Genomic DNA, 25,749 nt, shown 5'->3' with positions numbered 1-25,749 from the left:
CGGATGCTGAGCGCAACGACCCTGCTGGTCATCACCGCCGTGTTCTTCTCGGCCTTCCTGCGCGGCATCGCGGGGTTCGGTTTCGCGCTGGCCGCGGTGCCGATCGTCTCGCTGATGGTGCCGCCGATCGAGGCGGTGACGCTGGCGGTGCTGCTGCAGGTCGTGGTCGGGTGCCGCGATCTTTTCACGCTTCACGGGCATGTGCACAAACCCTCGCTTGCGCGGCTGTCGCTGGGAGCGATTGTGGGTACGCCGGTCGGGATTTTCGCGCTCAGCGCGGTCAGCGCCGATGCCGCGCGGGTGATGATCGCGCTCGTCGTACTCGCGGGGCTGACGCTGCTGTTGCGCTACAAGCCTGCGCGCCCGCATCCCCATGGCGGGCTCGCGCTGCTGGCGGGCGTCGCTTCGGGCGCGTTTTCCGGGCTCGCGGCGATGCCGGGGCCGCCCGCAGTGGCCTATTACCTTGGGGCAGGCACCACGGCGATGCAGACGCGGGCCTCGTTGCTGCTATTCTTCTTCGTGGCTTCGCTGTTGGCAACGCCCGGGCTGATCCTTGCGGGGGCCGTGAATGGCGATGCGCTCTGGCTGACGCTGGTTTCGGTGCCCGCGCTGGCGCTCGGCACATGGGCGGGCACTACGGCCTTCGCGCGGCTCGACAACGCCCAGTACCGGACGATCGCCATCGTGGTCATGGCGATTTCGGCTGTGCTTGCGGGCTGGCGAGGCTTGTCGGTCTATCTCTAGAGCAGGGCGCCGCTTTCGGGCTTACCCTCCGCGCCGCACGCTAGGGGCGCGGGCGAGGATGAACCATTCGCCGATATTCTCGCGGTTGATGAAGCCCACGAAATTGCCGTTCGCCCCCACCACCGCCACCGCCGGGATGCGCTGCCGCGCGAAGGCGTCGAGCACGTCGTCCATCCCGGTCTTCAGCGAAACGACCGGCACATCGCGGAACATGATCTCGGAGACCGGTGTCTGGCGGAACTCGGGATCGGGCCGGGCCAGCACGCTCTCGCGGGTGACGAAGCCGAGGATCTGTCCTTCGGGCGAGAGCACGGGAAACTCCGATTGCGAGCTGTGCAGGATCGCCTGCGCGGCGGTGTCGATCGTATCATCCGGTGTCAGCGACACGAAGGAGGTGATGACGGCGTCGCGCGCCGCCGCCCGATGGGCCAGACCGCGCATCGCCGCGTCGGAGCTTTCCGATCCCGCCGCGAAGAAGATGAATACCGCGATCAACACGAGGATTGGGTTGCCGCTCGTCAGACCCCAATAGGCGAAGAGCACGGCGATGACCTGTCCGGTTCGGGCCGCGACCTGCGTCGCTTTCACCCGGTCCATGAACAGCGCGAGAGCCGCTCGGAAGACCCGCCCGCCATCCATCGGGAAGGCCGGGATCAGGTTGAACGCGACGAGAAGCGCGTTGACCAGCGCAAGCCGGCCCCAGAAACTTTGCGCGGGATTGTCGAGCGATTGCAGATCGCTGAGCCAGCCGCGACCGCCGAGGAAGATCGTCAGGATCAGGAAGATCACGACATTGACCGCGGGCCCCGCCACGGCGATCAGAATTTCCTGCTTGGGATTTTCCGGAATCCGCTCCAGCCGCGCGAGGCCGCCGATCGGCAGAAGCGTGATGTCGGGCGTTCGCACGCCGAACCGCGCCGCCATCGTCGCATGGCCGAATTCATGGAGCACGACGCAGGCGAAGACCGACAGGATGAAGAGCATGTTGACCAGCGCCGCCTGCGGCCCCTCCGCTGCCCAGGCGGTGGCGGTGATCCAGATGATCAGCAGAACGAAGGTGACATGGACCCTGAGCACAGTGCCGCCGATCTTGCCGAGTGAATAGGACCAGCTCATCTCAACCCTCTCTTTCCGCCGCGTGATCGTCCCGGGGAAGGGGACGGCACAGCCGAATTCCCGCTGCCCTCAATTTGACCGCTCGATTGCGTCACCACAAGAAGGTGCGACGCTGTTACCCTGTCGAGGGTGCCAGATAGACCTCGCCGGGCGCGAAGGCTCGGAACCGGTCTGCCGCGATCCCGGAGGCCGCGAGGCTTTGACCGAGCAGGGTGGGCGGCTCCTCGCGCGGCTCGTCGGTCAGCTGGAACGTGCCCCAGTGACAGCCGAGCGCTTGGGCAGGGCCGATATCGGTGAAGATGCGCACGGCCTCTTCGGGCGCGACATGCTGGGGCTGCATGAACCAGCGCGGCTCATAGGCTCCGATCGGGATCACCGCGATGTCTGGCGCACCGTGCCGGGCGCGGATGTCGCGAAAAATCGCCCCGTCGCCATAGCCGGTATCGCCCGCGAACCAGATCCGGCTCTGCGGCGTGTCGATCCAGAAGCCGCTCCAGAGAGCCATGCGCCGGTCGCCGAGGCCCCGTGCCGACCAGTGGTTCGCGGGCGTCAGCGTGACCGAGATCTCTGGGGTCAGCGCGATGCGGTCGTGCCAATCGCCGATCTCGATCCGCGCCCCTCGTACCGCCTTTCGCACCGTCGCATCGGTCCCTAGCGGCATCACCATCCGTGGACGGTGGCGTTTGTGCAGTTTGCGCAAAGTGACGGTGTCGAGATGGTCGTAATGGTTATGGCTGATCAGGACCGCGTCGATGGGCGGAAGGTGGTCGAAGGCGATCCCGGGCGCGGTGACGCGCCTAGGCCCGGCAAAGCGCAGCGGGCTCGCGCGGTCCGACCAGACCGGATCGGTCAGCAGGTTAAGCCCCGCGACCTGAATGAGAACCGAGGCATGACCGACCATGGTGAGCCGCGCCGCGTCGCTGCGCTCGGGCGGCACGCTCGGCTCAATGGGGACGTGCTTGGGCCACCGGGCGCGCTGCCCTTCGCGCCGCCATTTGAGGATGTCGCGAAAGGAGCGATCCGTGGATGGCTGGCCATGCGGGTGAAAACGCTCGCCGTCGAAATGGTCGCTGACCGGGCCGGTGTAATAGCGGTTACGTGCCATTTCGTGCCTGCTTCAGGTTTTCGCGGAAACTGAGCGGACCGGGCATCGCCTGTCGCGCCCCTGATATGAGCGCGCCCCGGCGATCACTGCGCAAGCGCCTCGAGATGCGCGGCTGCGCCTTCCGCGAGCGCGGTCGGGTTGTAGCCGCCTTCCAGGCAGGAAACCAAGCGTCCGTCGCAGCAACGGCGCGCGACGCCACGGATCGCGCTCGTCAGCCACCAGTAATCCCCGGCGGTCCAGAGCAGGCCCGAGATGTCGTCCTCGCGATGCGCGTCGAACCCGGCGGATACGATGATCAAATCCGGATTGAAGGCCTCCAACCGGGCAAGCCCGTCCTCCCAGGCGACCTTCATCTCGGACGCGCCGCTGCCACTGGCGAGCGGCAGGTTGAGCACGTTGTCATGCGCGCCCGTCTCCGACCGCGCCCCGGTGCCGGGCCAGAGCGATTTGGGCTCCTGATGCGACGAGATGAACAGGCTGCGCGGCTCGTCCCAAAGGATGTCCTGCGTGCCGTTGCCGTGATGCACGTCGAAATCGAGCACCGCGACGCGCGACAGGCCGTGACGTTCGAGCGCATGCAGTGCCGCAAGCCCGGTATTGCCGTAGATGCAGAACCCCATCGCCCGCGTCCGCGTTGCGTGGTGCCCGGGCGGGCGAGTCGCGACGAACACGCGCTCGGCCTCGCCCGTGAGAACGAGATCGACGGCCTGCAAGGCCCCGCCCGCGCCCAGGCGGCTCGCACGGCGCGAGCCCGGCGAAACATGCGTGTCCGAATCGAGATCTGCATGTTCCTCACGTGCGAAGACCTCTTCGAGCGCTTCAAGATAAGCCGCGTCGTGGCCCAGCAGGAGATCCTCGTCGCTCGCCTCGCGCGCCTCGATGACCGGCAGCTCCATCTCGTCGATCAGGCCGCGCACCGTCTCGAGGCGCCACGGCCGCTCGCGATGGGTGGGCCCGGTGTCGTGAGCGAGGCAATCCTCGTGGGTGATCGTGACGAACGTGCGCATGAAGCTCTCCAGAAAGGTCGTATCGGGGGCCTATCGGCGAGTCGCGACCCGCGCCGCGCCGTCGCTCGAACGGTTCTGCCCGTTGCGAAGCTGCGTCAGAGTTTTGGAAATGACAAGCACCCCCGGACGGAGGACACGTGCCGCCGCCGTCCTGTCGGGTGAAATCTGCGAGTGCGTCGCCCCCTCTGCTCAGCAGGGCGGCCCGATCAGAAACACGGGCGGCAGCTCGCGCGCGCGGCGCTCTGCCAGTCGCCGTTTCGCAGTAGCCAGTTTGACCTGCGTGACTTCTAGGCGCAGCAGCGCCCGGCTGCGCGCATCGTAAAGCCGTCGGATCGGCGAACCCGGATTTCCGATCAACCCCGGACGACGGTTCGCGCTGCGCGGAAACCAGTCGTTCAAGCCCACGAGCGCGTCGCGCCACGCCTTGTCCGCTTCGATGTAACGCTCGAACGCGAGACGCAATGCGCGGCGGCGTGTCATGAGTTCCGGTCGCATCATCGCTCCTCCCTCAGAAGATTTGACCACTTCCAACTATAGCAGAAATGCCGCGAGTCGTCAGGTTTTGCAGGGCTCCGAAGGCGCGATCGCCTCGAACACGGTTTCGCGAGCGCAGCATGATTTTCTTGTTTCTGCGGTTTAGGGTTGCATTAAATGAACCATCGTTCATTTAATGTGAGCGCCCCAAGGAGGATCATCGGCCGAATGTGCCGGCGATGGGGAGCCAGAGGAGGAAGTCATGCAAAGCGAGAGCAACCCGCACTCAGATCTCGGCGTGGTGCCGAAACGTGGTCTGGCCCATGTAGCCGGGCCGACCGATACCCCGCTGATCGAGGATACGATCCCGGCCGTGCTCAAGCGCACTGCCGAGCGTTGGCCCGATCGCGACGGCGCCATCTTCACCTCGGAACGCATTCGCTGGACCTGGGCGGAGTTCGCGCAGCGGGTCGACCGGCTCGCCTCGGGGCTGCTCGCGCTCGGGCTTCGGCATGGCGATCGGCTCGGTATCTGGTCGCCCAACCGTTCGGAATGGCTGCTGACGCAGTTCGCGACGGCGCGGATCGGGGTGATCCTCGTGAACATCAACCCGGCCTATCGCCTGCACGAGCTGGAATTTGCGCTGCGCAAGACCGGCTGCCGGGCGCTGGTGCTGGCCGAGACTTTCAAGAGCTCGGATTACCTGTCGATGATCCAGCGCCTGCTGCCGGAGCTTGCGAAGAGTGAGCCCGGTCAGCTGGAAACCATGAAACTGCCCGATCTGCGCGACATCATCACTCTGGGAGAGACCCAGCATCCCGGCTGTCATCGCTTCTCGGATGTCGAGGCGATGGGCGCGGCGCAGGACCAAGGCGCGCTCGACGCTGTCACCGAACATCTCGACCCGAACGAGCCGATCAACATCCAGTTCACCTCCGGCACCACCGGATCGCCGAAAGGCGCGACCCTGACGCATCGCAATATCGTCAACAACGCGCATTTCGTGACCCGCGCGATGCTGGCGACCGAACAGGACCGCGTCTGCATCCCGGTGCCGTTCTACCATTGCTTCGGGATGGTGATGGGCACGCTGGGCTGCGTCACCAAGGGCGCGGCTATCGTCGTGCCGAGCGAAGGCTTCGACGCGCCCGTCACGCTGGCATGCGTCGCGGCCGAACGCTGCACCGCACTTTACGGCGTGCCGACCATGTTCGTCGCGATGCTGGAGCATCCCGATTTCGCGAACCATGACCTTTCGTCGCTTCGCACCGGCATCATGGCGGGCGCACCCTGTCCGATCGAGGTGATGAAGCAGGTGCAATCGAAGATGCACATGTCGGAAGTGACGATCGCCTACGGGATGACCGAGACCGCCCCGGTCTCGTTCCAGTCGGCCACCGATACACCCTTGGAAAAACGTGTGTCCTCGGTGGGGCAGGTGCAGCCGCATCTCGAGGTGAAGATCGTGCGCGAGGATGGCTCGCTCGCCAATGTGGGCGAGCAGGGCGAGCTGCTGACGCGTGGCTACTCGGTGATGTGCGGCTATTGGGGCGAGCCCGAGCGTACGAATGACGCGCTCGATGCGGATGGCTGGATGCATACGGGCGATCTCGCCCGAATCGACAGCGGGGGCTATTGCAACATCACCGGACGGGTGAAGGACATGATCCTGCGGGGCGGCGAAAACGTCTATCCGCGGGAGGTCGAGGAGTTCCTCTACACCCATCCCGATATCAGTCAGGCGCAGGTCTTCGGCATCCCGGATCACCGGCTGGGCGAGATCGTCGCCGTATGGATCGTGCCGCGCAATGGCGCCGAGTTGACCGAGGAGGCTATCCGCGAGTTCTGTCGCGACGAGATCGCGCATTTCAAGATTCCGGCGGTGATCCGGTTCAAGGAGAGCCTGCCGCTGACGGTATCCGGCAAGCCGCAGAAATTCGTCATGCGCGATGCAATGATCGAGGAGCTGGGGCTCGCGGTCGAGGAAACTGCCTGATTTGACGAAAGCGCCGCGCGTCTTCCGCGCGGCGCAATTTCTGCGTCAGCCTACGCTCTTGGGCTTGTGCGTCCCGTTGAGCCGGCTGCGCAGCGGCAGCAGGCCCAGCACCGCCGTCGTCGCGAAGCCCGCGCCCGCAAGGAAGGTCCATTGCGCGCCGCCGAACTCCCACAGCGCCCCTGCGATCACGCTGGCGATCAGCAGCGCCACGCCGGTGACGAGGTTGAACATGCCAAAGGCGGTGCCGCGCAACTCTGCCGGGACGGCTTCGGCCACCAGCGCGGCCAACAGCCCCTGGGTGAAGCCCATATGCATTCCCCACAGGAGCACACCGATCGCAAGACCGCCGATCCCGCCGACCAGCGCGAGCGTCAGGTCCGCTGCGATCAACAACCCCAGCCCGACCAGCAGCAGCCCGACACGACCGACCCGGTCGGAAAGCGCCCCGACCGGATAGGCGATCAGCGCATAGACCGCGTTCATCCCCACCAGAACCAGCGGCACCAGCATCACCGGGATGCCGTCGTCATTGGCGCGCAGGATCAGGAAGGCCTCGCTGAACCGGGCGAGCGTGAACAGCGTCGCGACGACCACGACCCACCAGAACACGTTACCCAAGAGCTTGAGCTCTGACCGGGCGAGGGGGTTGCGCACCTGCCGCTGCGCGCGGGGATGGGCGGGCTCTTTCACCACGAACAGGATCAGCCCGAGCGACAGGAACGCCGGGATCACCGCGACCCAGAACACCGAGCGGAAATCGTCCGAGAACAGCCACATCAGCCCGATCGCGGCGAGCGGCCCGAGGAAGGCGCCCACCGTGTCGAGCGATTGCCGAAGCCCGAAGGCGGCACCGCGCATCTTGCCCGGCGCAAGGTCGGCGATCAGCGCGTCGCGCGGGGCGCCCCGGATGCCTTTGCCCACCCGGTCGATGAAGCGCGCGGCCACAAGCCAGTCGAAGGTCGGCGCGAGCGGAAAGATCGGTTTTGTCACAGCCGCCAGCCCGTAGCCGAGCGCGGCCAGCTCCTTGCGCCGCCCGATCCGGTCCGACAGCGCCCCCGAAAAGACCTTGGTGATCGCGGCGGTGGCTTCCGCGATCCCTTCGATCACACCCACCGCCAGCGCCGTCGCGCCAAGTCCGGTCATCAGGTAGACCGGCAGCAGCGCATGGATCATCTCGGAGGAGACATCCATGAAAAGCGACACGAACCCCAGCGCCCAGATGCCCATCGGCAATCCGCGCCCGCGTTTACCTGTCGGGGTTTCCATTGCCTCTTGCGTGTCGTCCGTCATGTGCCTCCTGCAAGCGCCGTGATGGGCTTACTGCCCGCGCGCTTGTGCCCTGCGATCATAAAGCGCGCGTATGAGCAAGGCCATCGCCCCCTCGAGGGGCAGCCAGACGAGGCAATAGAGCCAGACCAGCAGCGCGGGCCCCCAGCCGATCGGCGTCACGAACAGCCCATAGACCGCGATCAGCGTGCCCAGCAATTGCGTAGCCTCCGTCGTCGCGAACAGGCGCAGCGCCGGGAAGGGGCGCCGCCAGAACCAGCTTTGATGGCGCGTGACGAACAGCGTCATGTGCCCCGAGACGAGAAGCTTGAGGAAGATGATCGTCTGGATCTGGTCGCGCGGCAGGCCGAGATAGGCATCGACGAACCAGAACAGCACGAAGGTCTCGATCACCCCGGTCACGCCAAGCGTCGCCGCCACCGTCAGCACGCGCCGCATGTCCCAGCGCACCGGGCGTGGCGAGACCGAGACATTGTCGTAGGCGATCATCATGATCGGGAAATCATTCAGCACCGCCAGCAGCACGATCATGATCGCAGTGACAGGGTAGAAATCGAAGACGAGAATCGAGAGCGTCATGAATAGCAGCACCCGGATCGTCTCGGCGACGCGGAAGGTGGCATAGCTCGTCATCCGCTCGAAGATGCGGCGGGCTTCCTCGATTGCCGTGGTGATGATCGACAGGCCCTTGTCGGTCAGCACCAGATCGGCGGCGGCGCGCGCGGCATCGGTGGCCCCGCTCACCGCGATCCCGGCATCGGCCTTGCGCAGGGCAGGGGCGTCGTTCACCCCGTCCCCGGTCATCGCGACGATGGAATGCCCGGCCTGAAGCACCTCGACGATCCGGAACTTGTGTTCGGGCAGGACCCGCGCGAAGCCGTCGGCGGCGCGGACATTGGCCTCCACCGTGGCCGGGTCGCCGTCGAGCAACTCGCCTGCGGGATAGATCTTCTGCCCGAGCTCGAGTTTGCCCGCGATCTGGCGCGCGATGGCTTCGTGGTCGCCGGTGATGATTTTGACATCGATCCCCATGTCGCGCGCGTCCGCGATGGTGCTGGCCGCATCCGGGCGCGGCGGATCGATGATCGGCAGCAGACCGAGGAATTCCCAGTCCTGCCCGGCGCGTTTCTGTGCGGCCCCGAGCGCGCGGTAGCCCTGCTGCGCAAGGGTTTCGACTTCGTCCTCCACCGCCTTGCGTGCGTCATCTGTCAGGGCTGCAAGCTCCACGATCACCTGCGGCGCGCCTTTCGCGACTTGCCAGCGATCGGCCTCGTGGCGCAGCTCCGCCTCGCTGCGTTTGCTGACCGGATCGAAGGGCGTGAAGCTGAGGGTCTCGATAGCGTCGAGCGCGATGCCTTCCGCCGCCGCCAGCACCGCGGTGTCGATCGCATCGGGCGCGTCGCGGTCGCAGGCAAGCGCCGATGCGCGCAGCAGGTCCTCGACCGCGATGCCCTCTGCCGGGCGCGGATCTTCGACCGTCAATTCGTTGAGCGTCAGCGTCCCGGTCTTGTCCGAGCACAGCACATCGACGCCCGCCAGTTCCTCGATCGAGACCAGCCGCGAGACGATCGCCTTCATCCGCGCAAGCCGTTCCGCCCCCACCGCCATCGTCACCGACAAAACCGTGGGCAGCGCGACCGGGATCGCCGCGACCGTCAGGATCAGCGCGAACTGGATCACCTCGAGCGGCGGGTTGTTCCGCTGAAACGAGACGATCACGATCATCGCCACCAGAACCAGCGCCGCTGCGATCAGGAAATTCCCGATCTGCATCACGGCTTTTTGGAAATGCGATTTGCCATTCGTGGTCTGCACCAGCGAGGCGGTGTGCCCGAAATAGGTCTCCATCCCGGTCGCGGTGACCTCGCCGGTCATCTCGCCCAGCTTCACGACCGAGCCGGAATAGGCGCTGTCACCGACCGCCTTGTCGACGGGAAGGGACTCGCCCGTCAGAGCCGCCTCGTCGATGGAGAGATATTTGCCCTCGAACAGTGTCAGGTCGGCTGGGACGATCTGGCCGATCGACAGGCGCACGATGTCGCCGGGCACCAGATCACGCGCCGCGATCTCCTGCCATGTCCCGTCGCGTTTGACCCGCGCACTCGGCGCCAGCTGCGCCTTGAGCGCCGCGATGGCCGAACTCGCCTTGCTCTCTTCCTTGAAACCCACGGCCGCGTTGAGCAGCAGCATCACGAAGATCACGCCGAAATCGGACCAGTCGCGCAGCACGAGCGACAGAAGCGCTGCAAGTTCGATCAGCCACGGGATCGGCCCCCAGAAATACCCCGCGATCCGCTGTAGCAGGGTTTTCTCGTCGCTTTTGAGCGCGTTCGGACCGTATCGCTCGAGCCTCTCTGCCGCCTCTGCCGCGCTCAGACCTGTCTTGCGGTCTGTTTTCGGCACATGCTGCGTCATCGGTTCAGCGACGGTCTGGTCCATTGTGCGTGTCTCCAGCTTTGGCCCCGAGCTTTCCGAGCCACTGGCCGATTTCCGGCCAGACATTCGAAAGGGTATGGCTGCCCATGAAGAGGCCGATATGCCCGCCTTCGACGAGGCGGCTCACGATATCCTTGCGCGGCGTGCCGAGCAGCGTCTCGGCGGCAAACACCTGTTCGCGCGTGGTGATGTCGTCCGCCTTGCCCGCCAGCAGGAAGGCCGGGCAGGTGATCGCGCCGAGATCGAGCTTGCGCCCGAGGCCCACGAACTCCCCCTTGGCGAACAGGTTCTGTTTGAACAGCAGGTCGATCGCCTGCAGGTAATAGCGCCCCGGCAGGTCGATGGGGTTCTCGTACCAGCTCTCGAACCGCTCGGTGCGCTTCATGAAGTTCCGGTCGTCGATATGCTGGTAGAGATCGACGAACTTGCCGAAATACTGCTGATCGGCATGCATGTTCTTCCAGCCGGTGAGCATGAACCGCCCCGGCATCCGGCCTTCACCCGCCTCGACCATCTCCTGATAGGCCGAAAGCGGCATCTCATGGGCGAGCTTGCGGATCGGCCCGTGCCCGGCATCGGTGTCGATCGGTGAGCCCGCCAGCACGAGACCCGCGACCTTCTCGGGGAAGCGCGCGGCATACATCGCCGACATCCAGCCGCCCTGACACAGGCCTACCAGCATCACCCGACCGCCGAGATCATCGACCGCGACATTGATTTCGGCCAGATACTTGTCGATGTCGAAATCGCGCATCTCGGGCGTCGCGCTTTTCCAGTCGGTGCAGAGAACACGCCCCAGCCCTGCATCCAAAAGCGTCTCGATCAGGCTCTGGCCCTTGGCGTAATCCGCGATGGTCGAGGAATGCCCGGCATAGGGCGCATCGACGATCACCGGAATGCCGCCGCCCGTGCCGCCGAAATCGCGCAGCCGCATCGTGTCGAGATCGAGCAGCACGTCGTTCTTCGTGGCCCATTCCGGGTCGGGCGGGTGCGCGATCTTGGCCGCCTCGTCGAAATAGGTCAGCCCTTTTTCGACCGCGTCGAGCCCGATCTTCTGCCACTCCATCGCCGCCGCCATCGGCCAGAAGAAGGGAACGCTGTGTTCGTAGGTGTTCTTGGCATCGCTCATGTTCGACACTCGCAAGACGCTTTGGTGCACAGATGCACTCTTTTGAGACCCCAAGGCCGGTTGGAATGCAAGTGCAGCGAAGCCCGAGCGCGCGAACGTGAAACTGATGTGTGGAACGGTGAGGCGGTTTGGGCGGCGGATGACGCTTTCTTAATCCGTGCTCAGAAGCGCCGTGATCAGCGCGCTGGACGGGTCCGACAGCTCCTCGATCACGTCGAAATGGTGCCGCCCGTAGGCGGCGACCAGATCGGAAGACGACCAATGCTCGGCCAGCAAGGAAGACTGACGCAGGAATTCCGGACGCTCCGCCGCGCCGACCCAGACGGTAACCTTCACGCCGGGGCGCAGCTTCAACAGCGCTGGGCTTTCGCTCGCGGCAATCTCGGGCGTGATCCCCAGCCGCGCGTTCATCGAATGCATCTGCAGCGGACGCAGGTCGTGCACACCGCTTACCGAGATCACCCGCCGGATGCGCGCCGCGGTTTCGTCGGACAGCGCGCTCCCCTGAGACACCGACCGCGTCACGAGATGCCCGCCCGCGGAATGGCCGACGAGATGGATCGGCCCCTCCACCAGCCCCGCCGCGTGATCGATGGCCCGCGCGATCTGCTGCGCGATGCCGGGGATGCTGTTTTCCGGGGCGAGCGTGTAGCCGGGCAGGGCGACGGTCCAGCCGTGAGACAGCGCGCCTTCCGCCAGATGGGACCACATGTCCTTGCTGAATTTCAGCCAGTAGCCGCCATGCACGAAGACCACGAGCCCCTTGGACGCGCCGTCGGGGCGGAAGATGTCGATCCTTTCGCGGGGCGCATCCCCATAGGCCACCTCGCTCATCCGATCGGCATGGCGCGACCGGAATTCGGCGGCGCGCTTGGCCCACAGATCCGGGTAGCTGCTGCCATTCTCGATATAGCCGCCATTCTCGAAAGCGTCTTCCCAGTCGATCCCGCTCAGGTCTTCCATGTTCTCTCCCGCTCGTTTCGCATCCTGTACGGAGACAGAGCATATCGCGCGGGATATTGCGAGGGCGGGGTTCGCCGGGTAGCGTGCGCCCGACCCGAAACTTTCGTGATGCATCAGCAGATTGCCGGGTTTAGAGCCGCGCTCCAGGCCGCGACAACAAGAGGAAGACCATCATGCCGAACCTGCCGAGAAAGCACCTATTCGATCTGCCCGAGGGGGTGATTTATCTCGACGGGAACTCGCTCGGGCCGCTGCCGCGCGGCGTGGCGGAGCGGCTGGAGAGCTGCGCGCGCGACGAATGGGGACAGATGCTCATCCGGGGGTGGAACGAAGCGCAATGGATGGATCAGCCCGCCCGCGTCGGCAACCTCATCGGTCGGCTGATCGGGGCGCCGGAAGGGTCGGTCGTGCTGGGCGATACGCTCTCGATCAAGGTCTATCAGGCGCTGGCCTCGGCCCTCGAGATGCGGCCCGACCGCAAGGTCATCCTGTCCGACAAGGGAAATTTCCCGACCGATCTCTACATGGCGGATGGGCTGATCCGCTCGCTGGGTCGCGGGCATGAGCTGCGCACGCCCGCCCCGGAAAATGTGGCGGACGCGATCACCGAAGAGGTCGCGGTGGTGATGCTGACGCAGGTCGATTACCGCACGGGCCGGATGCACGACTTCGACGCGATCACGCGCAAGGCCCACGCGGTCGGGGCGGTGATGATCTGGGATCTCGCACATAGCGCCGGCGCGGTGCCGGTGGACATGACGGCGAACGGGGCCGAATTCGCCGTCGGCTGCACCTACAAATATCTCAATGGCGGCCCCGGCGCCCCGGCCTTCATCTATGTCCGCCCCGATATTTCCGAGACGGTGCGCCCTGCACTCAGCGGCTGGCTTGGCCATGAGGCGCCCTTCGCCTTCGATCTCGACTATCGCCCCGGCCGCGCGGTCGAGCGGATGCGCGTCGGCACGCCGCCGGTCCTGCAGATGACCGCGCTCGAAGAGGCGCTCAAGGTCTGGGACGGGCTGACGATGGATGAGGTGCGGGCGCGCTCCGTCGCGTTGTCGGAGCTGTTCATCCGCGAGGTCGAGGCGCGCTGCCCCGAGCTGACGCTGCTCAGCCCGCGCGACCCGGAGGCGCGCGGCAGCCAGGTCTCGTTCGGTTTCGCTGACAGTTACGCCGTGGTTCAGGCCCTCATCGCGCGCGGAGTGATCGGGGATTTCCGCGCCCCCGACGCGATGCGTTTCGGCTTCACGCCCCTTTACCTCGATGAGGGCGACGTGACGCGCGCCGCCGAAATCCTCGGCGAGGTAATGGCCGAGCGGGCCTGGGATACCCCCACGTTCAAGGCGCGTGGGCGGGTCACTTGAGCGGACGTATTCGAGCTGGCGTCAGTCCGGCGACGTGAATTCGGCGACGACCTCTCGGATCAGCTCGCGCAACCAGACATGGCCCTGATCCCGGCGCAGATGTGGGTGCCATGCGATCTGGCTGGGAAAGGTGCCGAGGTCGACCGGCACGGGCACGTTGCGCAAGCCGTAGGGGCCGGCGGTCATTGCGGCCACACGGGCAGGCACCGTGGCGATGCCGCCCAGCCGCGCGACGGAGGGTGCAGCGGTCAGGAAATGCGTGACCACGACAGCCGTTTTACGGCGCAGACCAGTCGCTTCCGTGCGCTTGTGAACGCCAGTGCGCCAATTGCCGGGCGGCGAGACGACCACATGCGGCAGGCTCTCGTAGAGGTCACGATCCAGCATCACGCTTTCCGGCAAGGCTTGCGGCGCGACGATACAGCGGAACCCGTCGTCGAACAGCTCCGAGACCACGAGATCCTCAGGCGGCGAGTCGAACCTCCCGACCGCCAGATCGAAGGCCCGACCGGCGAGTTGTCGCGGGTCCAGATCGGGCCCGATCGGCGCGATCTCCAGCCGGGCCGACGGGGCCCGCTCCGCAAAGGCGGCAGCGAGCTCCGGCACCAGCACGATCTCGGCGTACGGCCCGAGCAAGAGCCGGAAGCGGCGCGTGGTGCGCGCCGGATCGAAGGGCTCGGCGGCACGGAAGGCCTGTTCCAGCCGTTCCAGTCCGGCGGCGATGTCGGGCGCGATCTCGAGAGCCTTCTCGGTCGGTTCCACGCCGTAGCGGGCGCGCAGGAACAGCTCGTCACCCAGCGCCGCACGCAGACGTGACAGCGCAGCGCTCACCGTGCTCTGGGATTGGCCGAGCCGTTGGGCCGCGGCGGTGACATTGCGTTCTTCCATGACCGCATGGAACACGCGCAAAAGCGATATGTCGGGCGTCATATCTCCAGAATATCGATTTCTGACGTGGCGTGCATCAATTTCTCGATCAGTAAACGCAACCTATCTCTGCTGGGACGCGTTGACGGCCCGAGACGAACAGGACCGGAAATACCCTGAAACGCACAACCAAGGAGGCCAAACCCATGGCACGCATTCTTATTCTTTCGACCGCAGCCGATGCCCTTGGCGATACCGGCAAGCCCACCGGTGTCTGGTACGAGGAACTGGCGACGCCCTATTACGCCTTCCTCGATGCCGGTCACGAGGTGAAAGTCGCCACGATCGGCGGCCGTTCGATCCCGATCGACCCGAATTCCGACGTGACGGGCGACGACGCGCCGGCCTCGGTGACGCGCTTCCGCGACGATGCAGAGGCGAAGGCGGTTCTGGAAAACCCCTCGCGCATCGAAGACGAGGACATCACCGCCTACGACGCGCTCTACATTCCCGGCGGCCACGGCGCGATGTACGACCTCGCCGAGAGTGATATCGCCGCGAAGGCGATCAGCACCGCCTGGGATGGCGGCAAGATCGTCGCCTCGGTCTGTCACGGCCCGGCGGCCTTCGACAAGGTGAAGGACAAGAATGGCGACTCCATCGTGAAAGGCCGCAAGGTCTCCGCCTTCACCGACAGCGAAGAGCGTGGCGTTGGTCTTGCCGATGTCGTGCCCTTCCTGCTGGAGACCCGCCTGCGCGAACTCGGCGCGAAGTTCGAGAGCGTCGACGACTGGCAGCCCCATGCGGTCGCCGACGGGCGTCTGGTGACGGGCCAGAACCCGGCGTCGTCCGAGGCGGCGGCGAAAGAAGTACTGGCCCTGCTGGGCTGATATCGAGAGGCGCTGCCCGGTCCGGGTGGCGCCTTCTTCGTTCCCACCAAATTCAGAGAGGCTGACATGTCGAAAATCATTCTCATCACCGGCGCCTCCACCGGGATCGGCGAGAGTTGCGCGCGCCATGCGGTCGAGACGGGTCACAAGGTGGCGTTGGCCGCACGCTCCGAGGACAAGCTCGAAGCGCTGGTCAAGGATCTGGGCGAAGAAAACGCCCTCGCGCTGCCCACCGATGTCACCGACCCCGATGCGCAGGAGCGCATGGTCGCCCGCGCGGTGGAGCATTACGGTCGGCTCGACGTGGTTCTGGCCAATGCGGGCGTCGGCGCCTCGGCGCGCGGCACCGAGGCCGGATCGGTCGAGAGCTTCCAGAAGATGATCGAGGTGAACTGTCTCGCCGTGACCTACACCGCGAAATTCACCCTGCCGCATCTGCGCGCCTCCAAGGGGCATATGGTGCTGACCGGCTCGAAGGCGTCGCAGGGCGCGATGTTCGGCTCGGTCTATTCGGCGACCAAGTGGTTCATCCGCGGCTATGCCGACAATCTCGGCGAGGAGCTAGGTGAAGCCGGTGGCCGCGTCACCTGCCTGCATCCGGGCATGGTCGATACGCCGTTCTTCGACGAGGCGAAACCCGACGCGCTGCGCCCCGACGACATCGCGCGCGCCTTCCTCTTCGCGATCGATCAGCCGGATCACGTTCTGATCCCGCATCTGCCGGTTTATCCGAAGCCGAAGAAAGACTGATCGGGTCGGGGCGCGTCTGTTCGCGCCCCGTCTCAGACGGGCAGGGCGTCGACCGGGTGCTCGACAGGAGGCTCCGGCGCCTCGGGCTCGGGATCGGCGGTGCGGACGCCGAAATCCTCGAGCACGGCGAGGATCGCCGGGGTCACGAAGAGCGACAGCACCGTCGCCGCGCTCAGGCCGAAGGCGAGGCTCGCCACGATCGGGCGCAGGAATTGCGCCTGCGTCGAGCTCTCCAGCAAAAGCGGGCCGAGCCCGACCACCGTCGTCAGCGAGGTCAGGAAGATCGCGCGAAAGCGATCGCGCACGGCCTCCTTTCCAGCCTCGAGCATCGGGGTTCCGGTCGCGCGTCTCTCGCCGATGAAGGCGTCGAGCAGGATCGCGTCGTTCACCACCACGCCCGCCAGCGTCGCCAGCCCCACGAGGCTCGGCAGCGAGAGAGGCAGGCCAAGCAGCACATGCCCCCACATGACGCCGATCAGGCTGAGCGGGATCGTCGCGATCACCGCGACGGGTCGGATGAAGCTGCCCATGTAGAAGGCCAGCAGCAGGTAGACCCCGATCGCCCCCGCCGTCATGAAGCGCGCAAGCGACGCGCCGGTGGTCGCGGTGTCCTGTTCCTCGCCCAGAACCTGCACCTTCACGTCGGGACGCTTCTGCGCCAGTTCGGGCAGGTAATCGGCCCGCATTGCCGCCATCAACTCGCGCGAATTGGCCCGCGTCGGGTCGATCGTGCCCTGCACCGAGACCGCGCGCTGCCCGTTCACATGGGTAATCGTGGTGTAACCGCGCGTCTCGCTGACCGTCGCCACCGCCGAGAGCGGCACCAGCGCGCCGTTCTTACCCGGCACTCGCAGCGCCAGAACGTCGCCGATAGCGCGCCGTTCGAAGGGCGCGAGCCGGGCCACGATATCGACCTGACCGCGCGCATCGGCGAAGCTGACCGCGCTGTCGCCACGGAAGGCCGCGCGCAACTCACCGGCCAGCGCGGCAGGCGTCACGCCCAGCAGGTTTGCGACGCCCGGCTTCATCCGCACCACCAGCTCGGGCTTGCCCGGCTGCAGATCGAAGGTCACGTCGCGTACCCCGTCGAAGCCACGGAAGAAGCGGCGCAACTCGCGCGCGGTGGTCGCCAGTTCGCCAAGATCCGGGCCGGTGACGAGCAGATCGATCGGTTTGCCGCCCGCGCCGCGCTCCTTGTCGGTGATCCGGAAAGCGGCCATGTCGGGCATCTTGCCGACGAACTGCTTCCAGCGATCGAGCACAGTGCCGACATCGGTGGTGCGCGTCCCTGCGGGCAGCAGCGAAGCGCTCACCGTCGCCATGTTCGGCCCCGTGGTCGGGCTGTCGGCATTGCTGCCATAGGTGATCGTGTAGCTTCTGACGAGCGGCTGGCCGTCCGGTTGAGCGGGGCTCAGTTCGGCATCCATCTCCTTGAGCGCCTTGACGACCTTGCTCACCCGCGCCTCGGTCAGCGACAGCGGTGCGCCCGCAGGCAGCAGAAGCCGCGCCTCGACCGTGTCGCTCTCCAGCGTCGGGAAGCTCTGGTATTTCAGGAAGCCCCCGGTGAAGGGCGCGATCGAAAGCGACACGAGGAAGATCGCGAGCCCTATGGTCAGGTAGCGCCAGCGTAGCGCCACCCCGGCAAGCGGCACGATGACCCTGTCGCGCAGCCGATCAAACGCGCCGTTCACCGCGCGCTGCACGGGGCCGGGACGCATGTCGTGGCGCAGCGAGTGGCGCATATGGGCGGGCAGGATCAGGAAGGCTTCGATCAGGCTGACCGTCAGCGTGATGAGCAACACGATGGGGATGTATTTCAGCAGCGCGCCGATATTGCCGGTCAGGAAGCTGAGCGGCCCGATCACCATTGCCGTGGTCAGGAAGGAGGCCAGAACGCCGGGAAAGACCTGCATCGTGCCTTTGACGGCTGCGACTTGCGCAGGTTCGCCCTGTTGCCGACGGCGTACGATGTTTTCGGAGATCACGATCGCATCGTCCATCAACAGGCCCGTCGCGACCAAGAGCGCCACCATCGTCATCATGTTGATCGTGTAGCCGAGGAATTGCATCGCGAAGATCGCGCCGAGGAAGCTGATCGGCAGGCCCATCGCGACCCAGAAGGACATGCGCAGCCCGAAGAACAGCCACATCGCGACCAGCACGAGGATCAGACCCTGCAACCCGTTGACCCCGATGATGCGCAGGCGCTCGACGATGTTGCGCGTGGAATCCGCCGAGATCGCGAGCTGGATATTGCCCGGTGCCTCGGCCTGCGCCTGCGCCATCTCGCGATCAAGCGCGGCCCGCACCCGCAGCGCATCCTGCGAGGCGGTCTTCTGGACCGAGACGATGGCGGCGCGCTTGCCGTCGAAATAGGTGGCCTGCGAGGGATCGACGAAGCCTTCGCGGATCGTGGCGACGTCGCCCAGCCGCACCTCGCCGCCCGCGGCACTCCCCGCAATCGGGATCTGCGCCAGCTCGGCAGGCGTGCGCCTCTCGCCGAGGAATCGGATCGCCACCTCGCCCGAACGCCCCTCGAGCGAGCCCGCGGGCATGTCGAGGCTGTAGCGCGCCAGCGTCGCACCCACGGCGCCCATGTCGAGCCCGAAGCGCTCCAGCGCGGAACGGTCGAACTCGATCGCGATTTCGCGGTCGGAGAAGCCGTTCACCGAGACCAGCGAGATCGCGGGATCGGCGCGCAATTGATCGGCGAAGCTTTGGGCATAGGCGTAGAGCACCGCCGGATCGTCCGGCCCGGTCACCGCCACCGACGAGACCGAGGCGGTGCGCTCGACGATCTGCACCACCGGATCGTCAGCCTTGTCGGGGAACGAATTGATCCCGTCCACCGCGTCCTTGATGTCGTTGTAGAAGCGCGTCATATCCGCGCCCTCGATCATCTCTGCGGTGATCTGGGCGCTGTTGTCGCGCGCGAGGCAAGTCAGCTTCGCAAGGTTCTCGACCCGCGTGAGGATCGGATCGGTCACGGTGCAGATGCCGGTCTCGACCTCCGAAGGCGCGGCGCCCGGGTAGGTAATACGGACCGAGACATCCGAGGGCGGGGTCGCCGGGAAAGTGTCGCGCTGCAGGCTCGGCAGCGCCATCAGCCCGAGGCCCGCAATCGCGATCATCGCGATATTGGCCGCCGTGCGATGGCCGGCAAAAAGCGCGATCATTGCGCGGCCCCGGCGGGCTTGGCGGCGTCGCCCTCGGGCGCGGCTCCTTTGCCGCCGCCACCACCGCCGCCACCGCCACCGCTGCCCGGTTGCGGGCTCGAAGGTGTCTGGCCGAGCGCTTCGGCGGCGATCTCCGCCTTGCGAGCCTCGTCCTCGGTCGCTTTCACCGCCATGCCCGGTACCGCGATCGACGGGTCGGTGATCACCAGTTGATCGCCCGCCTTGAGGCCCTGTGCGATCACCGCCAGATCGCCCGAGACGAAGCTGGTCTTAACTGCGCGCTTCGCCAGCGTCCCATCCTCGGAGACGACCATTGCACTCCCACCCGCCACCGCTTCGGCGGGCACGACGAGCAGGCTCTGCTTGGGCGCGGCGAGTTCCACCGCGACGACCATGTTGCGCCGGAGGGGCGGGCGCTCGCCCGCCTGCGCCTGACCCAACGGATCGTCGACCCGCACCACGACGGGCGCGCTTTGCGTGGTCTCGTCGATCGCGTCGCCCATCCGCTCGACCCGGGCCTTCCAGACAATGGGATGCTCGGGTTCGGGCAGGGTGACCCGCGCCTTCAGATCCGTGACCTTCGTGCCGTCGCCCGCGAGCCGGAGCAGGGGCCCCATCCGCCCGATCGGGAATTGCGCCGAGATGTCGACGGCCTCGATGCCTTCGCCGCTCAGCAGGACCTGACCGCGATTGACGTATTGCCCGAGATCCGCGTCGAGCGAATTGACCCGCAGGTCGAAAGGCGCCGTGATCGTCGACAGCCCGATCGCACGGTCGATCGTCGCCGCCTGCGTATCCAGCACTTCGCGCTCTGCCTCGTTCAGCTTCAGCTGGCTTTCGAGATCGGCGACCTTGGTCTGCGCGGTCAGCAGTTGGCGGCGCACCCCGTCGAGTTGGGTCTGAGTGATCCGGCCCAGATCGTGGAGAGATTTCTGCCGATCGAACTCATCCTGTGCCAGCGCGAGGTCGGATTGCGCCAGTTCCAGGCTCGTGCGCACCGTGTCGTCCTTGACCTTCGAGGCGGCGACCTGCGCCTCGAGACTGGCGCGCTGCAGTTTCAGATCGCTGTCGTCGATGGTGAAAAGCGGCGTGCCTTTCGCCACGATGTCACCGGGCGCGAGCGGCTCTGCGATGTCGCGGATCTCGCCCTCGATCCGGGCGATGGCGCGCCACTCGCGCACCGGGGCGACCATGCCGTAGCCGCTGACGCGCGGGATCATCTCGGTGGGCGCGAGCGTGATCACCCGCACCAGCGCCGCCGGGCGGTTCGCCTCGCTCGGACTGGGCAGCGATTTCAGATCGCCCGCAAAGACGATCGCCGCCACACCGAGCGCGGTCGGCACCGCCACCATCGCGAGCCTTGCCAGACCCGTGCCAATTCCCGCCATGATGTCCCTCATCACTCATGTCATTTCACTATCTACCCAGAACTTCGCGCATCGACCTAGCGTAAATGTGACGCACCCCCCGGAGGGAGGGGGACGCGCTCGGCGCGAGCCTCTCAATACCAAAGACGATCGGAGCAAGGCTTGGCGGGCGCGGGCCGGGCCCTACACTCAACCTAGATCACATCTCGAGACGACCACAGCCACCTGTTCAGGGAGCCAGACACGCCATGAAATATCCTCTTATCCTGGCCGCCGCGGTCTTCGGGGGCGCACTCGCCTCCACCGCGCAGGCCGATATCACCGTCTCCTCCAAGATCGACACCGAGGGCGGTCTCTTGGGCAATATCATCGCGCTATCGCTGGAAAATGCCGGGATGCCGGTGGAGCGGCGGCTGCAATTGGGCGGCACGCAGGTCGTTCGCAAGGCGATCCTCGCGGGCCAGATCGACATCTATCCCGAATATACCGGCAACGCGGCCTATTTCTTCAACGAGGCCGATAGCGATATCTGGAAGGATGCGGCAAAGGCCCATGAGCGCGCGGCCGAACTGGACAAGCAGAACGATATCACCTGGCTCGATTCCGCGCCGGCCAACAACACCTGGGCGATTGCGGTGACGGGCGATCTGGCCAAAAAGAACGACCTCACCACGATGTCCGATTTCGGCAACTGGGTGTCGAATGGCGGTGACGTGAAGCTCGCGGCCTCGACCGAATTCGTTTCGTCCCCCGCCGTGCTGCCCGCGATGGAGAAGGCTTACGGATTCAAATTGAGCCCCGATCAGACCGTCGTTCTCTCGGGTGGCGATACGGCGGCGACCATTCAGGCGGCGGCGCGCGGCACTTCGGGCGTGAACGCGGCGATGGCCTATGGCACCGATGGCGGCGTGGGCGCGGCGGGGCTCGTCGTGATGGAAGACGACAAGGGCGTGCAGCCGGTCTACGAGCCCACCCCGATCGTGCGCGACGCGGTGCTGAAGGAATATCCGAAGATCCCCGAAGTGCTGAACCCGATCTTCGACAAGCTCGACATGCAGACGCTTCAGAAACTCAACGGCCGTATCCAGGTCGGCGGTGAGCCTGCCGAGGCGGTCGCGAAGGATTACCTGACGCAGATCGGGGTGTTGAACTGAGCGCCGCAGCGATGCGTGTGCGGGGCGTGACCGCTGGCCTCTCGCCGCCCGGGGTGCTCTTCGCGCTCTTGGGGCTGGCTGCGATCTTCACACCTTTCCTGACGCTCGCCGCGAACCGGATCGTGGCGGGCGAGGGGCGCGCCCTGTGGACCGTCGCCGCGCCGCAGGTCACGGTGCCCGCGATGGCGCTGATGCTGCTGGGGCTCGCCTTTGGCCTGCCCGCCGCGCGGCCTTACTTGCGCATCGCGGGCGCGGCGCTTGGCCTCGCGGGACTGGTCTGGCTGCTGATCGCGGGCGCGTCGTTTCTGCTGACCGAGGCGGGCGAGTATGCGCGTGTCTCGCCGGCTGCCGGGTTCTGGTTCCTGCTGGTGGTCTTCGCGCTGATGATGGCCGACGCGCTTTCCGCGCTGTCGCCGGGGCCTGCAGCGCGGGCGGGAATTTTAGGGCTGGTGATCGCGCTCGTCGCGGCGCTGCTGTGGTCGGGGGCGCTGAGCGATCTGTCTATCGCGCAAGAATTCGCGAGCCGCAAGGATGCCTTCTACACCGCGAGCCTGCGCCATCTGGGCCTTGCCTTCGGTTCGCTGCTGGCCGCGGCGGTGATCGGCTTGCCGCTGGGCGTGATGTGCCACCGCAATGCGGCGCTGCGCGGTGCATTGCTTCCGGTGCTGAGCTTCCTGCAGACGATCCCCTCGCTCGCGATGTTCGGGATCATGATCCCGGTGCTGAGCTGGCTGAGCGGGATCATCCCCGGCGCCCGCGCGATCGGTATTGCGGGGATCGGCTTCGCGCCTGCCTTCCTTGCGCTGACCCTCTATTCGCTGCTGCCGGTCGTCGCCAACGTGCTGGCGGGTCTGCGCAGCGCACCTGCCTCCGCGCTCGAGGCCGCGCGTGGGATGGGCATGACATGGCGCCAGCGTCTGGCGCGGGTGGAACTGCCGCTGGGCTTGCCGGTAGTGCTGGCCGGGCTGCGCATCGTGCTGGTTCAGAATATCGGGCTGGCGGTGATCGCGGGGCTGATCGGCGGCGGCGGCTATGGCACATTCGTCTTTCAGGGCCTCAACCAGACGGCGGGCGACCTGATCTTGCTGGGCGCGCTGCCCACTGTCGCCCTGGCGCTGCTTTCGGCCATCGCAATGGACATCCTCGTCGAACTGACGACCCCCCGAACGGAGCGTGAAGAATGATCGAAATCGACGAGATCACGAAGCTCTATGACGACACGACGGCGGTGGACCACGTTTCGATGACGGTCGAGACCGGAACGATCACTGTGATCGTGGGCACCTCGGGTTCGGGCAAGACGACGCTTCTGCGGATGATCAACCGGCTGATCGAGCCGAGTTCCGGCGAGGTGCGGATCAATGGCGAGTTCACCGCCGCGCTGCCCAAACACGAGCTGCGCCGCCGGATCGGCTATGTCATTCAGGGCGACGGGCTGTTCCCGCATTATACGATCGCGGGCAATATCGGCGCGGTGCCCAAACTGCTCGGCTGGTCCAAGGACAAGACCAGCGCCCGGGTCGACGAGTTGCTGGACCTGTTCTCGATGGAGCCCGCGCAGTTTCGCGACCGTTATCCGGCGGAGCTGTCGGGCGGTCAGCAGCAACGTGTGGGCGTCGCCCGCGCCTTGGCCTCACGGCCCGATCTGCTGCTGATGGACGAGCCTTTCGGCGCGCTCGACCCGATCATTCGCGCCCGGGCGCAAGCCGATCTGCGGCGCATCCAGCGGCAGCTGGGGTCGACCATCGTGCTGGTGACGCATGACATGGAAGAGGCGATCCATCTGGGCGACCGGGTGGCTGTCATGGATGGCGGCAAGCTTCTGCAACATGGCACGCCCGCCGAGATCATCGCCGAGCCCGCCACCGATTTCGTCGCGCAGATGGTGGGCGGGGTCGATCGTCCGCTCCGGCTTTTGTCGTTGATCCCGGTCTCGGACGTGATGGAAGAGGGCACGGCCGAGGGCGCGCCGATCGCGCCCGACACCAGCCTGCGCGATGCGCTGTCGCTGTGTCTTTGGCGCGGCTGCGAGGCGCTGCCGGTGGCGGATGGCGACCGTCCGCTTGGCAGGGTCACTCTGGCGACGATCCGCGCCCGCGCGGCGGAGCTGGCATGAGCCGCAGCGGCGCGATCCGGGCCGCCTGCGTGGCGCTGCTGCTCGCGCTGGTGCTGCGCCCGCATTGGTTCGCGCCGGTCTTTGCGCCCTTCGCCCCGGCGGGCGGGCCGGTGATCTACGAGCGCGCCTCGATCCTGTCGCTCTCGCTCAGCCATCTGGGGCTGGTTGCGCTGGCCTCCGGGCTGGCGACGCTGGTCGCGGTGGGCCTTGCCATCCTCGTGACGCGACCTGCGGGCGCGGCTTTCCTGCCGCTGTCGCGCACGATCACCAATATCGGCCAGACCTTCCCGCCGGTTGCGGTGCTGGCGCTGGCGGTGCCCGCGCTCGGCTTCGGGGCCGGGCCGACGCTGGTGGCGCTGTTCCTCTACGGCTTGCTGCCGATCTTCGAGACGGCCATTGCCGGGCTCTCGACTCTGCCGCCCGCGACGATGGAGGCCGCCCGCGGCATCGGCCTGACCCGCTGGCAGCGCCTGATCCGGGTGGAATTGCCGCTGGCCCTGCCGGTGATCCTGACGGGCATTCGGCTGTCTGTGGTGATCGCCATCGGCACGGCGACGGTCGGCTCCACCGTGGCCGCGCGGACTTTGGGCGAGGTAATCATCGCCGGGCTTTTGACCAGCAACACGGCCTTCGTCCTTCAGGGCGGAGTGATCGTGGGGTTGTTCGCAGTGCTCGTCTATGACGCCCTGAGCCTGCTGGAGACTGCCCTCACACGCCGTTTGGGGCGTCCCACCGCCGGGGCGGAAGCGTAGCGCACGGCCCGGTGAAGGACGATAGCGTTTCGCCGAGACCGCGCGCCGTGGAACAGGCTTTCTTTCGCGTAGGACATTGATGGAATTCGTTCCGCTTCCGCTCGGCGAGATGGGATAAAAGACTAATTTTATCAGATGCTTGTCTGGCGCATCGACTCCGGTATGCGGCGTTACTAGGTAAGGCGCCTGTCATTCCGACGCGCCCCACGGCGGCGTCTTCGACCTATCGGAGGTATCTCGCATGAAACCCGTTCGCACCCTCATCGCCATCGCAGCCCTCGCCGGGATCGTGACGCCCGCGGCCCAGGCCGCGAGCCTCGCTGACATCCAGAAAGACGGCGTCTTCCGCGTCGGCACTGAAGGCACCTATCCGCCCTTCACCTACCATGACGAATCCGGAAAGCTGACCGGCTTCGACGTCGCCATCGCGCGCGCTATCGGCGAAAAGCTGGGCGTGAAGGTGAAGTTCCTCGAAGGCCGCTGGGACGGCCTGATCGCAGGGCTCGATGCCGACCGCTACGACGCGGTGATCAACGAGGTGGGCATCACCGACGCGCGCAAGAAGAAATACGATTTCTCGCAGCCCTATATCGCGTCGAAAGCGGCGCTGATCGTGCGCAAGGACGAGACCGACATCACCGGCTTCGACGATCTGAAAGGCAAGACCGCCGCCCAGACGCTCTCGAGCAATTTCGGCAAGATCGCCTCGGATCACGGTGCCGAACTGATCGGGACGAACGGGTTCGATCAGTCGATCGCGCTTGTCATCCAGAACCGCGCCGATGCGACGGTGAATGACAGCCTGTCCTTCCTCGACTTCAAGAAGAACAAGCCGGACGCCCCCGTGAAGCTGGCCGCGACCATGCCCGATGCGAACTATTCCGGCGTGATCATCGCGAAGGACCAGCCCGACCTGCTGGCTGCGATCAACAAGGCGCTCGACGAGATGAAGGCCGACGGGACCTACCAGAAAATCTCCGAAGAGTATTTCGGGGAAGACGTCTCGAAGTAAGCCGCATGTCGAGCCGCGCGCGCCTTCGGGGTTCGGCCCGGAGG

Annotated in this window: 21 protein-coding genes; 10 read left to right on the top strand and 11 right to left on the bottom strand. The window is 66.1% G+C overall.

Translation table 11 applies throughout. The features are described from left to right. Window positions 1-3: 3 nt before the first annotated feature. Window positions 4-744 (top strand): sulfite exporter TauE/SafE family protein, encoded by a 741-nt coding sequence (locus B6V76_RS04020; protein WP_206184174.1) that lies wholly within the window; start codon window positions 4-6, stop codon window positions 742-744. Between the two features lie 21 nt (window positions 745-765). On the opposite strand, the gene B6V76_RS04015 is transcribed toward B6V76_RS04020, so the two are convergent. The 4 genes from B6V76_RS04015 to B6V76_RS04000 all read right to left on the bottom strand — a co-directional run bounded on the left by B6V76_RS04015 (window position 766) and on the right by B6V76_RS04000 (window position 4,467). After that, on the bottom strand, window positions 766-1,860 hold the full coding sequence (locus tag B6V76_RS04015) for a site-2 protease family protein (protein ID WP_088726728.1): 1,095 nt from the start codon (window positions 1,858-1,860) through the stop codon (window positions 766-768). Window positions 1,861-1,975: 115 nt separating this feature from the next. Next, window positions 1,976-2,965 carry an MBL fold metallo-hydrolase gene (locus tag B6V76_RS04010; RefSeq protein WP_075774662.1) on the bottom strand — a complete coding sequence of 330 codons (990 nt, stop codon included), beginning with the start codon at window positions 2,963-2,965 and terminating at the stop codon, window positions 1,976-1,978. Window positions 2,966-3,048: 83 nt separating this feature from the next. Beyond that, a complete protein-coding gene (locus tag B6V76_RS04005) occupies window positions 3,049-3,972 on the bottom strand; it encodes a histone deacetylase family protein (RefSeq protein ID WP_075774663.1) in 924 nt (307 codons plus the stop codon). Between the two features lie 189 nt (window positions 3,973-4,161). Then, window positions 4,162-4,467 carry a hypothetical protein gene (locus B6V76_RS04000; protein ID WP_088719384.1) on the bottom strand — a complete coding sequence of 102 codons (306 nt, stop codon included), beginning with the start codon at window positions 4,465-4,467 and terminating at the stop codon, window positions 4,162-4,164. Between the two features lie 241 nt (window positions 4,468-4,708). Between B6V76_RS04000 and B6V76_RS03995 the strand changes: the two genes are divergently transcribed. After that, window positions 4,709-6,442 carry an AMP-binding protein gene (locus B6V76_RS03995; protein WP_088726727.1) on the top strand — a complete coding sequence of 578 codons (1,734 nt, stop codon included), beginning with the start codon at window positions 4,709-4,711 and terminating at the stop codon, window positions 6,440-6,442. A 45-nt stretch (window positions 6,443-6,487) separates the two neighbouring features. Here B6V76_RS03995 and B6V76_RS03990 read toward each other — a convergent pair whose 3' ends face one another. From B6V76_RS03990 to B6V76_RS03975, 4 genes are all read right to left on the bottom strand, one after another. Continuing rightward, on the bottom strand, window positions 6,488-7,732 hold the full coding sequence (locus B6V76_RS03990) for an MFS transporter (RefSeq protein WP_088724998.1): 1,245 nt from the start codon (window positions 7,730-7,732) through the stop codon (window positions 6,488-6,490). A 27-nt stretch (window positions 7,733-7,759) separates the two neighbouring features. Beyond that, window positions 7,760-10,168 carry a plasma-membrane proton-efflux P-type ATPase gene (locus B6V76_RS03985; RefSeq protein WP_088726726.1) on the bottom strand — a complete coding sequence of 803 codons (2,409 nt, stop codon included), beginning with the start codon at window positions 10,166-10,168 and terminating at the stop codon, window positions 7,760-7,762. Continuing rightward, the gene (locus tag B6V76_RS03980; protein WP_206184173.1) at window positions 10,149-11,294 is read right to left on the bottom strand and encodes an alpha/beta fold hydrolase; all 1,146 of its coding nucleotides are present in this window, start codon (window positions 11,292-11,294) and stop codon (window positions 10,149-10,151) included. Before B6V76_RS03980 ends, B6V76_RS03985 begins: the two co-directional genes overlap by 20 nt. A 150-nt stretch (window positions 11,295-11,444) precedes the next feature. Next, window positions 11,445-12,257: an alpha/beta hydrolase gene (locus tag B6V76_RS03975; protein ID WP_088726725.1), complete on the bottom strand. Its 813-nt coding sequence runs from the start codon at window positions 12,255-12,257 to the stop codon at window positions 11,445-11,447. 173 nt (window positions 12,258-12,430) lie between these two features. On the opposite strand from B6V76_RS03975, the gene kynU reads away from it, so the two are divergent. After that, window positions 12,431-13,621: a kynureninase gene (kynU, locus tag B6V76_RS03970; RefSeq protein ID WP_088726724.1), complete on the top strand. Its 1,191-nt coding sequence runs from the start codon at window positions 12,431-12,433 to the stop codon at window positions 13,619-13,621. 21 nt (window positions 13,622-13,642) lie between these two features. Here kynU and B6V76_RS03965 read toward each other — a convergent pair whose 3' ends face one another. Further along, a complete protein-coding gene (locus tag B6V76_RS03965; RefSeq protein ID WP_088726723.1) occupies window positions 13,643-14,551 on the bottom strand; it encodes a LysR family transcriptional regulator in 909 nt (302 codons plus the stop codon). Between the two features lie 143 nt (window positions 14,552-14,694). Here B6V76_RS03965 and B6V76_RS03960 point away from each other — a divergent pair, with 143 nt between their 5' ends. Both B6V76_RS03960 and B6V76_RS03955 read left to right on the top strand, forming a co-directional pair. Next, on the top strand, window positions 14,695-15,378 hold the full coding sequence (locus B6V76_RS03960; protein WP_088724993.1) for a type 1 glutamine amidotransferase domain-containing protein: 684 nt from the start codon (window positions 14,695-14,697) through the stop codon (window positions 15,376-15,378). Window positions 15,379-15,444: 66 nt separating this feature from the next. Continuing rightward, window positions 15,445-16,128, top strand: a complete 684-nt coding sequence (locus B6V76_RS03955) for an SDR family oxidoreductase (RefSeq protein ID WP_088726722.1) — start codon at window positions 15,445-15,447, stop codon at window positions 16,126-16,128. Window positions 16,129-16,160: 32 nt separating this feature from the next. On the opposite strand, the gene B6V76_RS03950 is transcribed toward B6V76_RS03955, so the two are convergent. Together B6V76_RS03950 and B6V76_RS03945 are read right to left on the bottom strand one after the other, a co-directional pair. Beyond that, window positions 16,161-19,304: an efflux RND transporter permease subunit gene (locus B6V76_RS03950; RefSeq protein WP_088726721.1), complete on the bottom strand. Its 3,144-nt coding sequence runs from the start codon at window positions 19,302-19,304 to the stop codon at window positions 16,161-16,163. Beyond that, window positions 19,301-20,692 carry an efflux RND transporter periplasmic adaptor subunit gene (locus B6V76_RS03945; RefSeq protein WP_166504538.1) on the bottom strand — a complete coding sequence of 464 codons (1,392 nt, stop codon included), beginning with the start codon at window positions 20,690-20,692 and terminating at the stop codon, window positions 19,301-19,303. The genes B6V76_RS03950 and B6V76_RS03945 overlap by 4 nt, the downstream gene beginning before the upstream one ends. Window positions 20,693-20,919: 227 nt before the next feature. Here B6V76_RS03945 and B6V76_RS03940 point away from each other — a divergent pair, with 227 nt between their 5' ends. The 5 genes from B6V76_RS03940 to B6V76_RS03920 all read left to right on the top strand — a co-directional run bounded on the left by B6V76_RS03940 (window position 20,920) and on the right by B6V76_RS03920 (window position 25,705). Further along, complete coding sequence (locus tag B6V76_RS03940; RefSeq protein ID WP_075774674.1) at window positions 20,920-21,825, top strand: ABC transporter substrate-binding protein; 906 nt, start codon at window positions 20,920-20,922, stop codon at window positions 21,823-21,825. An 11-nt stretch (window positions 21,826-21,836) separates the two neighbouring features. After that, complete coding sequence (locus B6V76_RS03935; protein WP_088726719.1) at window positions 21,837-23,009, top strand: ABC transporter permease; 1,173 nt, start codon at window positions 21,837-21,839, stop codon at window positions 23,007-23,009. Then, a complete protein-coding gene (locus tag B6V76_RS03930) occupies window positions 23,006-23,941 on the top strand; it encodes an ABC transporter ATP-binding protein (RefSeq protein ID WP_088726718.1) in 936 nt (311 codons plus the stop codon). Before B6V76_RS03935 ends, B6V76_RS03930 begins: the two co-directional genes overlap by 4 nt. Beyond that, window positions 23,938-24,693 (top strand): ABC transporter permease, encoded by a 756-nt coding sequence (locus B6V76_RS03925; protein WP_088726717.1) that lies wholly within the window; start codon window positions 23,938-23,940, stop codon window positions 24,691-24,693. The genes B6V76_RS03930 and B6V76_RS03925 overlap by 4 nt, the downstream gene beginning before the upstream one ends. A 241-nt stretch (window positions 24,694-24,934) precedes the next feature. Further along, window positions 24,935-25,705, top strand: coding sequence for an amino acid ABC transporter substrate-binding protein (locus B6V76_RS03920; RefSeq protein WP_088721672.1), 771 nt, complete (start codon window positions 24,935-24,937; stop codon window positions 25,703-25,705). The last annotated feature ends 44 nt before the right edge of the window (window positions 25,706-25,749 follow it).

The sequence above is a fragment of the Thioclava sp. IC9 genome (genome assembly GCF_002213225.1).
In the GTDB taxonomy this organism is placed as follows: Bacteria; Pseudomonadota; Alphaproteobacteria; order Rhodobacterales; family Rhodobacteraceae; genus Thioclava; species Thioclava nitratireducens.
Note: the sequence above shows the minus strand (reverse complement) of the source record. Positions and strands in the feature narration are given on the sequence as shown.

Coding starts and splice junctions, on each gene's coding strand:
- B6V76_RS03955 (WP_088726722.1), top strand. CDS start 15,445: ATGTCGAAAATCATTCTCATCACCGGCGCCTCCACCGGGATCGGCGAG.
- B6V76_RS03945 (WP_166504538.1), bottom strand. CDS start 20,692: ATGGCGGGAATTGGCACGGGTCTGGCAAGGCTCGCGATGGTGGCGGTG.
- B6V76_RS03935 (WP_088726719.1), top strand. CDS start 21,837: ATGCGTGTGCGGGGCGTGACCGCTGGCCTCTCGCCGCCCGGGGTGCTC.
- B6V76_RS03925 (WP_088726717.1), top strand. CDS start 23,938: ATGAGCCGCAGCGGCGCGATCCGGGCCGCCTGCGTGGCGCTGCTGCTC.
- B6V76_RS03980 (WP_206184173.1), bottom strand. CDS start 11,294: ATGAGCGATGCCAAGAACACCTACGAACACAGCGTTCCCTTCTTCTGG.
- B6V76_RS03965 (WP_088726723.1), bottom strand. CDS start 14,551: ATGACGCCCGACATATCGCTTTTGCGCGTGTTCCATGCGGTCATGGAA.
- B6V76_RS04010 (WP_075774662.1), bottom strand. CDS start 2,965: ATGGCACGTAACCGCTATTACACCGGCCCGGTCAGCGACCATTTCGAC.
- B6V76_RS03960 (WP_088724993.1), top strand. CDS start 14,695: ATGGCACGCATTCTTATTCTTTCGACCGCAGCCGATGCCCTTGGCGAT.
- B6V76_RS03930 (WP_088726718.1), top strand. CDS start 23,006: ATGATCGAAATCGACGAGATCACGAAGCTCTATGACGACACGACGGCG.
- B6V76_RS03985 (WP_088726726.1), bottom strand. CDS start 10,168: ATGGACCAGACCGTCGCTGAACCGATGACGCAGCATGTGCCGAAAACA.
- B6V76_RS04005 (WP_075774663.1), bottom strand. CDS start 3,972: ATGCGCACGTTCGTCACGATCACCCACGAGGATTGCCTCGCTCACGAC.
- B6V76_RS03940 (WP_075774674.1), top strand. CDS start 20,920: ATGAAATATCCTCTTATCCTGGCCGCCGCGGTCTTCGGGGGCGCACTC.
- B6V76_RS04000 (WP_088719384.1), bottom strand. CDS start 4,467: ATGCGACCGGAACTCATGACACGCCGCCGCGCATTGCGTCTCGCGTTC.
- B6V76_RS04015 (WP_088726728.1), bottom strand. CDS start 1,860: ATGAGCTGGTCCTATTCACTCGGCAAGATCGGCGGCACTGTGCTCAGG.
- B6V76_RS03975 (WP_088726725.1), bottom strand. CDS start 12,257: ATGGAAGACCTGAGCGGGATCGACTGGGAAGACGCTTTCGAGAATGGC.
- B6V76_RS03920 (WP_088721672.1), top strand. CDS start 24,935: ATGAAACCCGTTCGCACCCTCATCGCCATCGCAGCCCTCGCCGGGATC.
- kynU (WP_088726724.1), top strand. CDS start 12,431: ATGCCGAACCTGCCGAGAAAGCACCTATTCGATCTGCCCGAGGGGGTG.
- B6V76_RS03995 (WP_088726727.1), top strand. CDS start 4,709: ATGCAAAGCGAGAGCAACCCGCACTCAGATCTCGGCGTGGTGCCGAAA.
- B6V76_RS03990 (WP_088724998.1), bottom strand. CDS start 7,732: ATGACGGACGACACGCAAGAGGCAATGGAAACCCCGACAGGTAAACGC.
- B6V76_RS04020 (WP_206184174.1), top strand. CDS start 4: ATGCTGAGCGCAACGACCCTGCTGGTCATCACCGCCGTGTTCTTCTCG.
- B6V76_RS03950 (WP_088726721.1), bottom strand. CDS start 19,304: ATGATCGCGCTTTTTGCCGGCCATCGCACGGCGGCCAATATCGCGATG.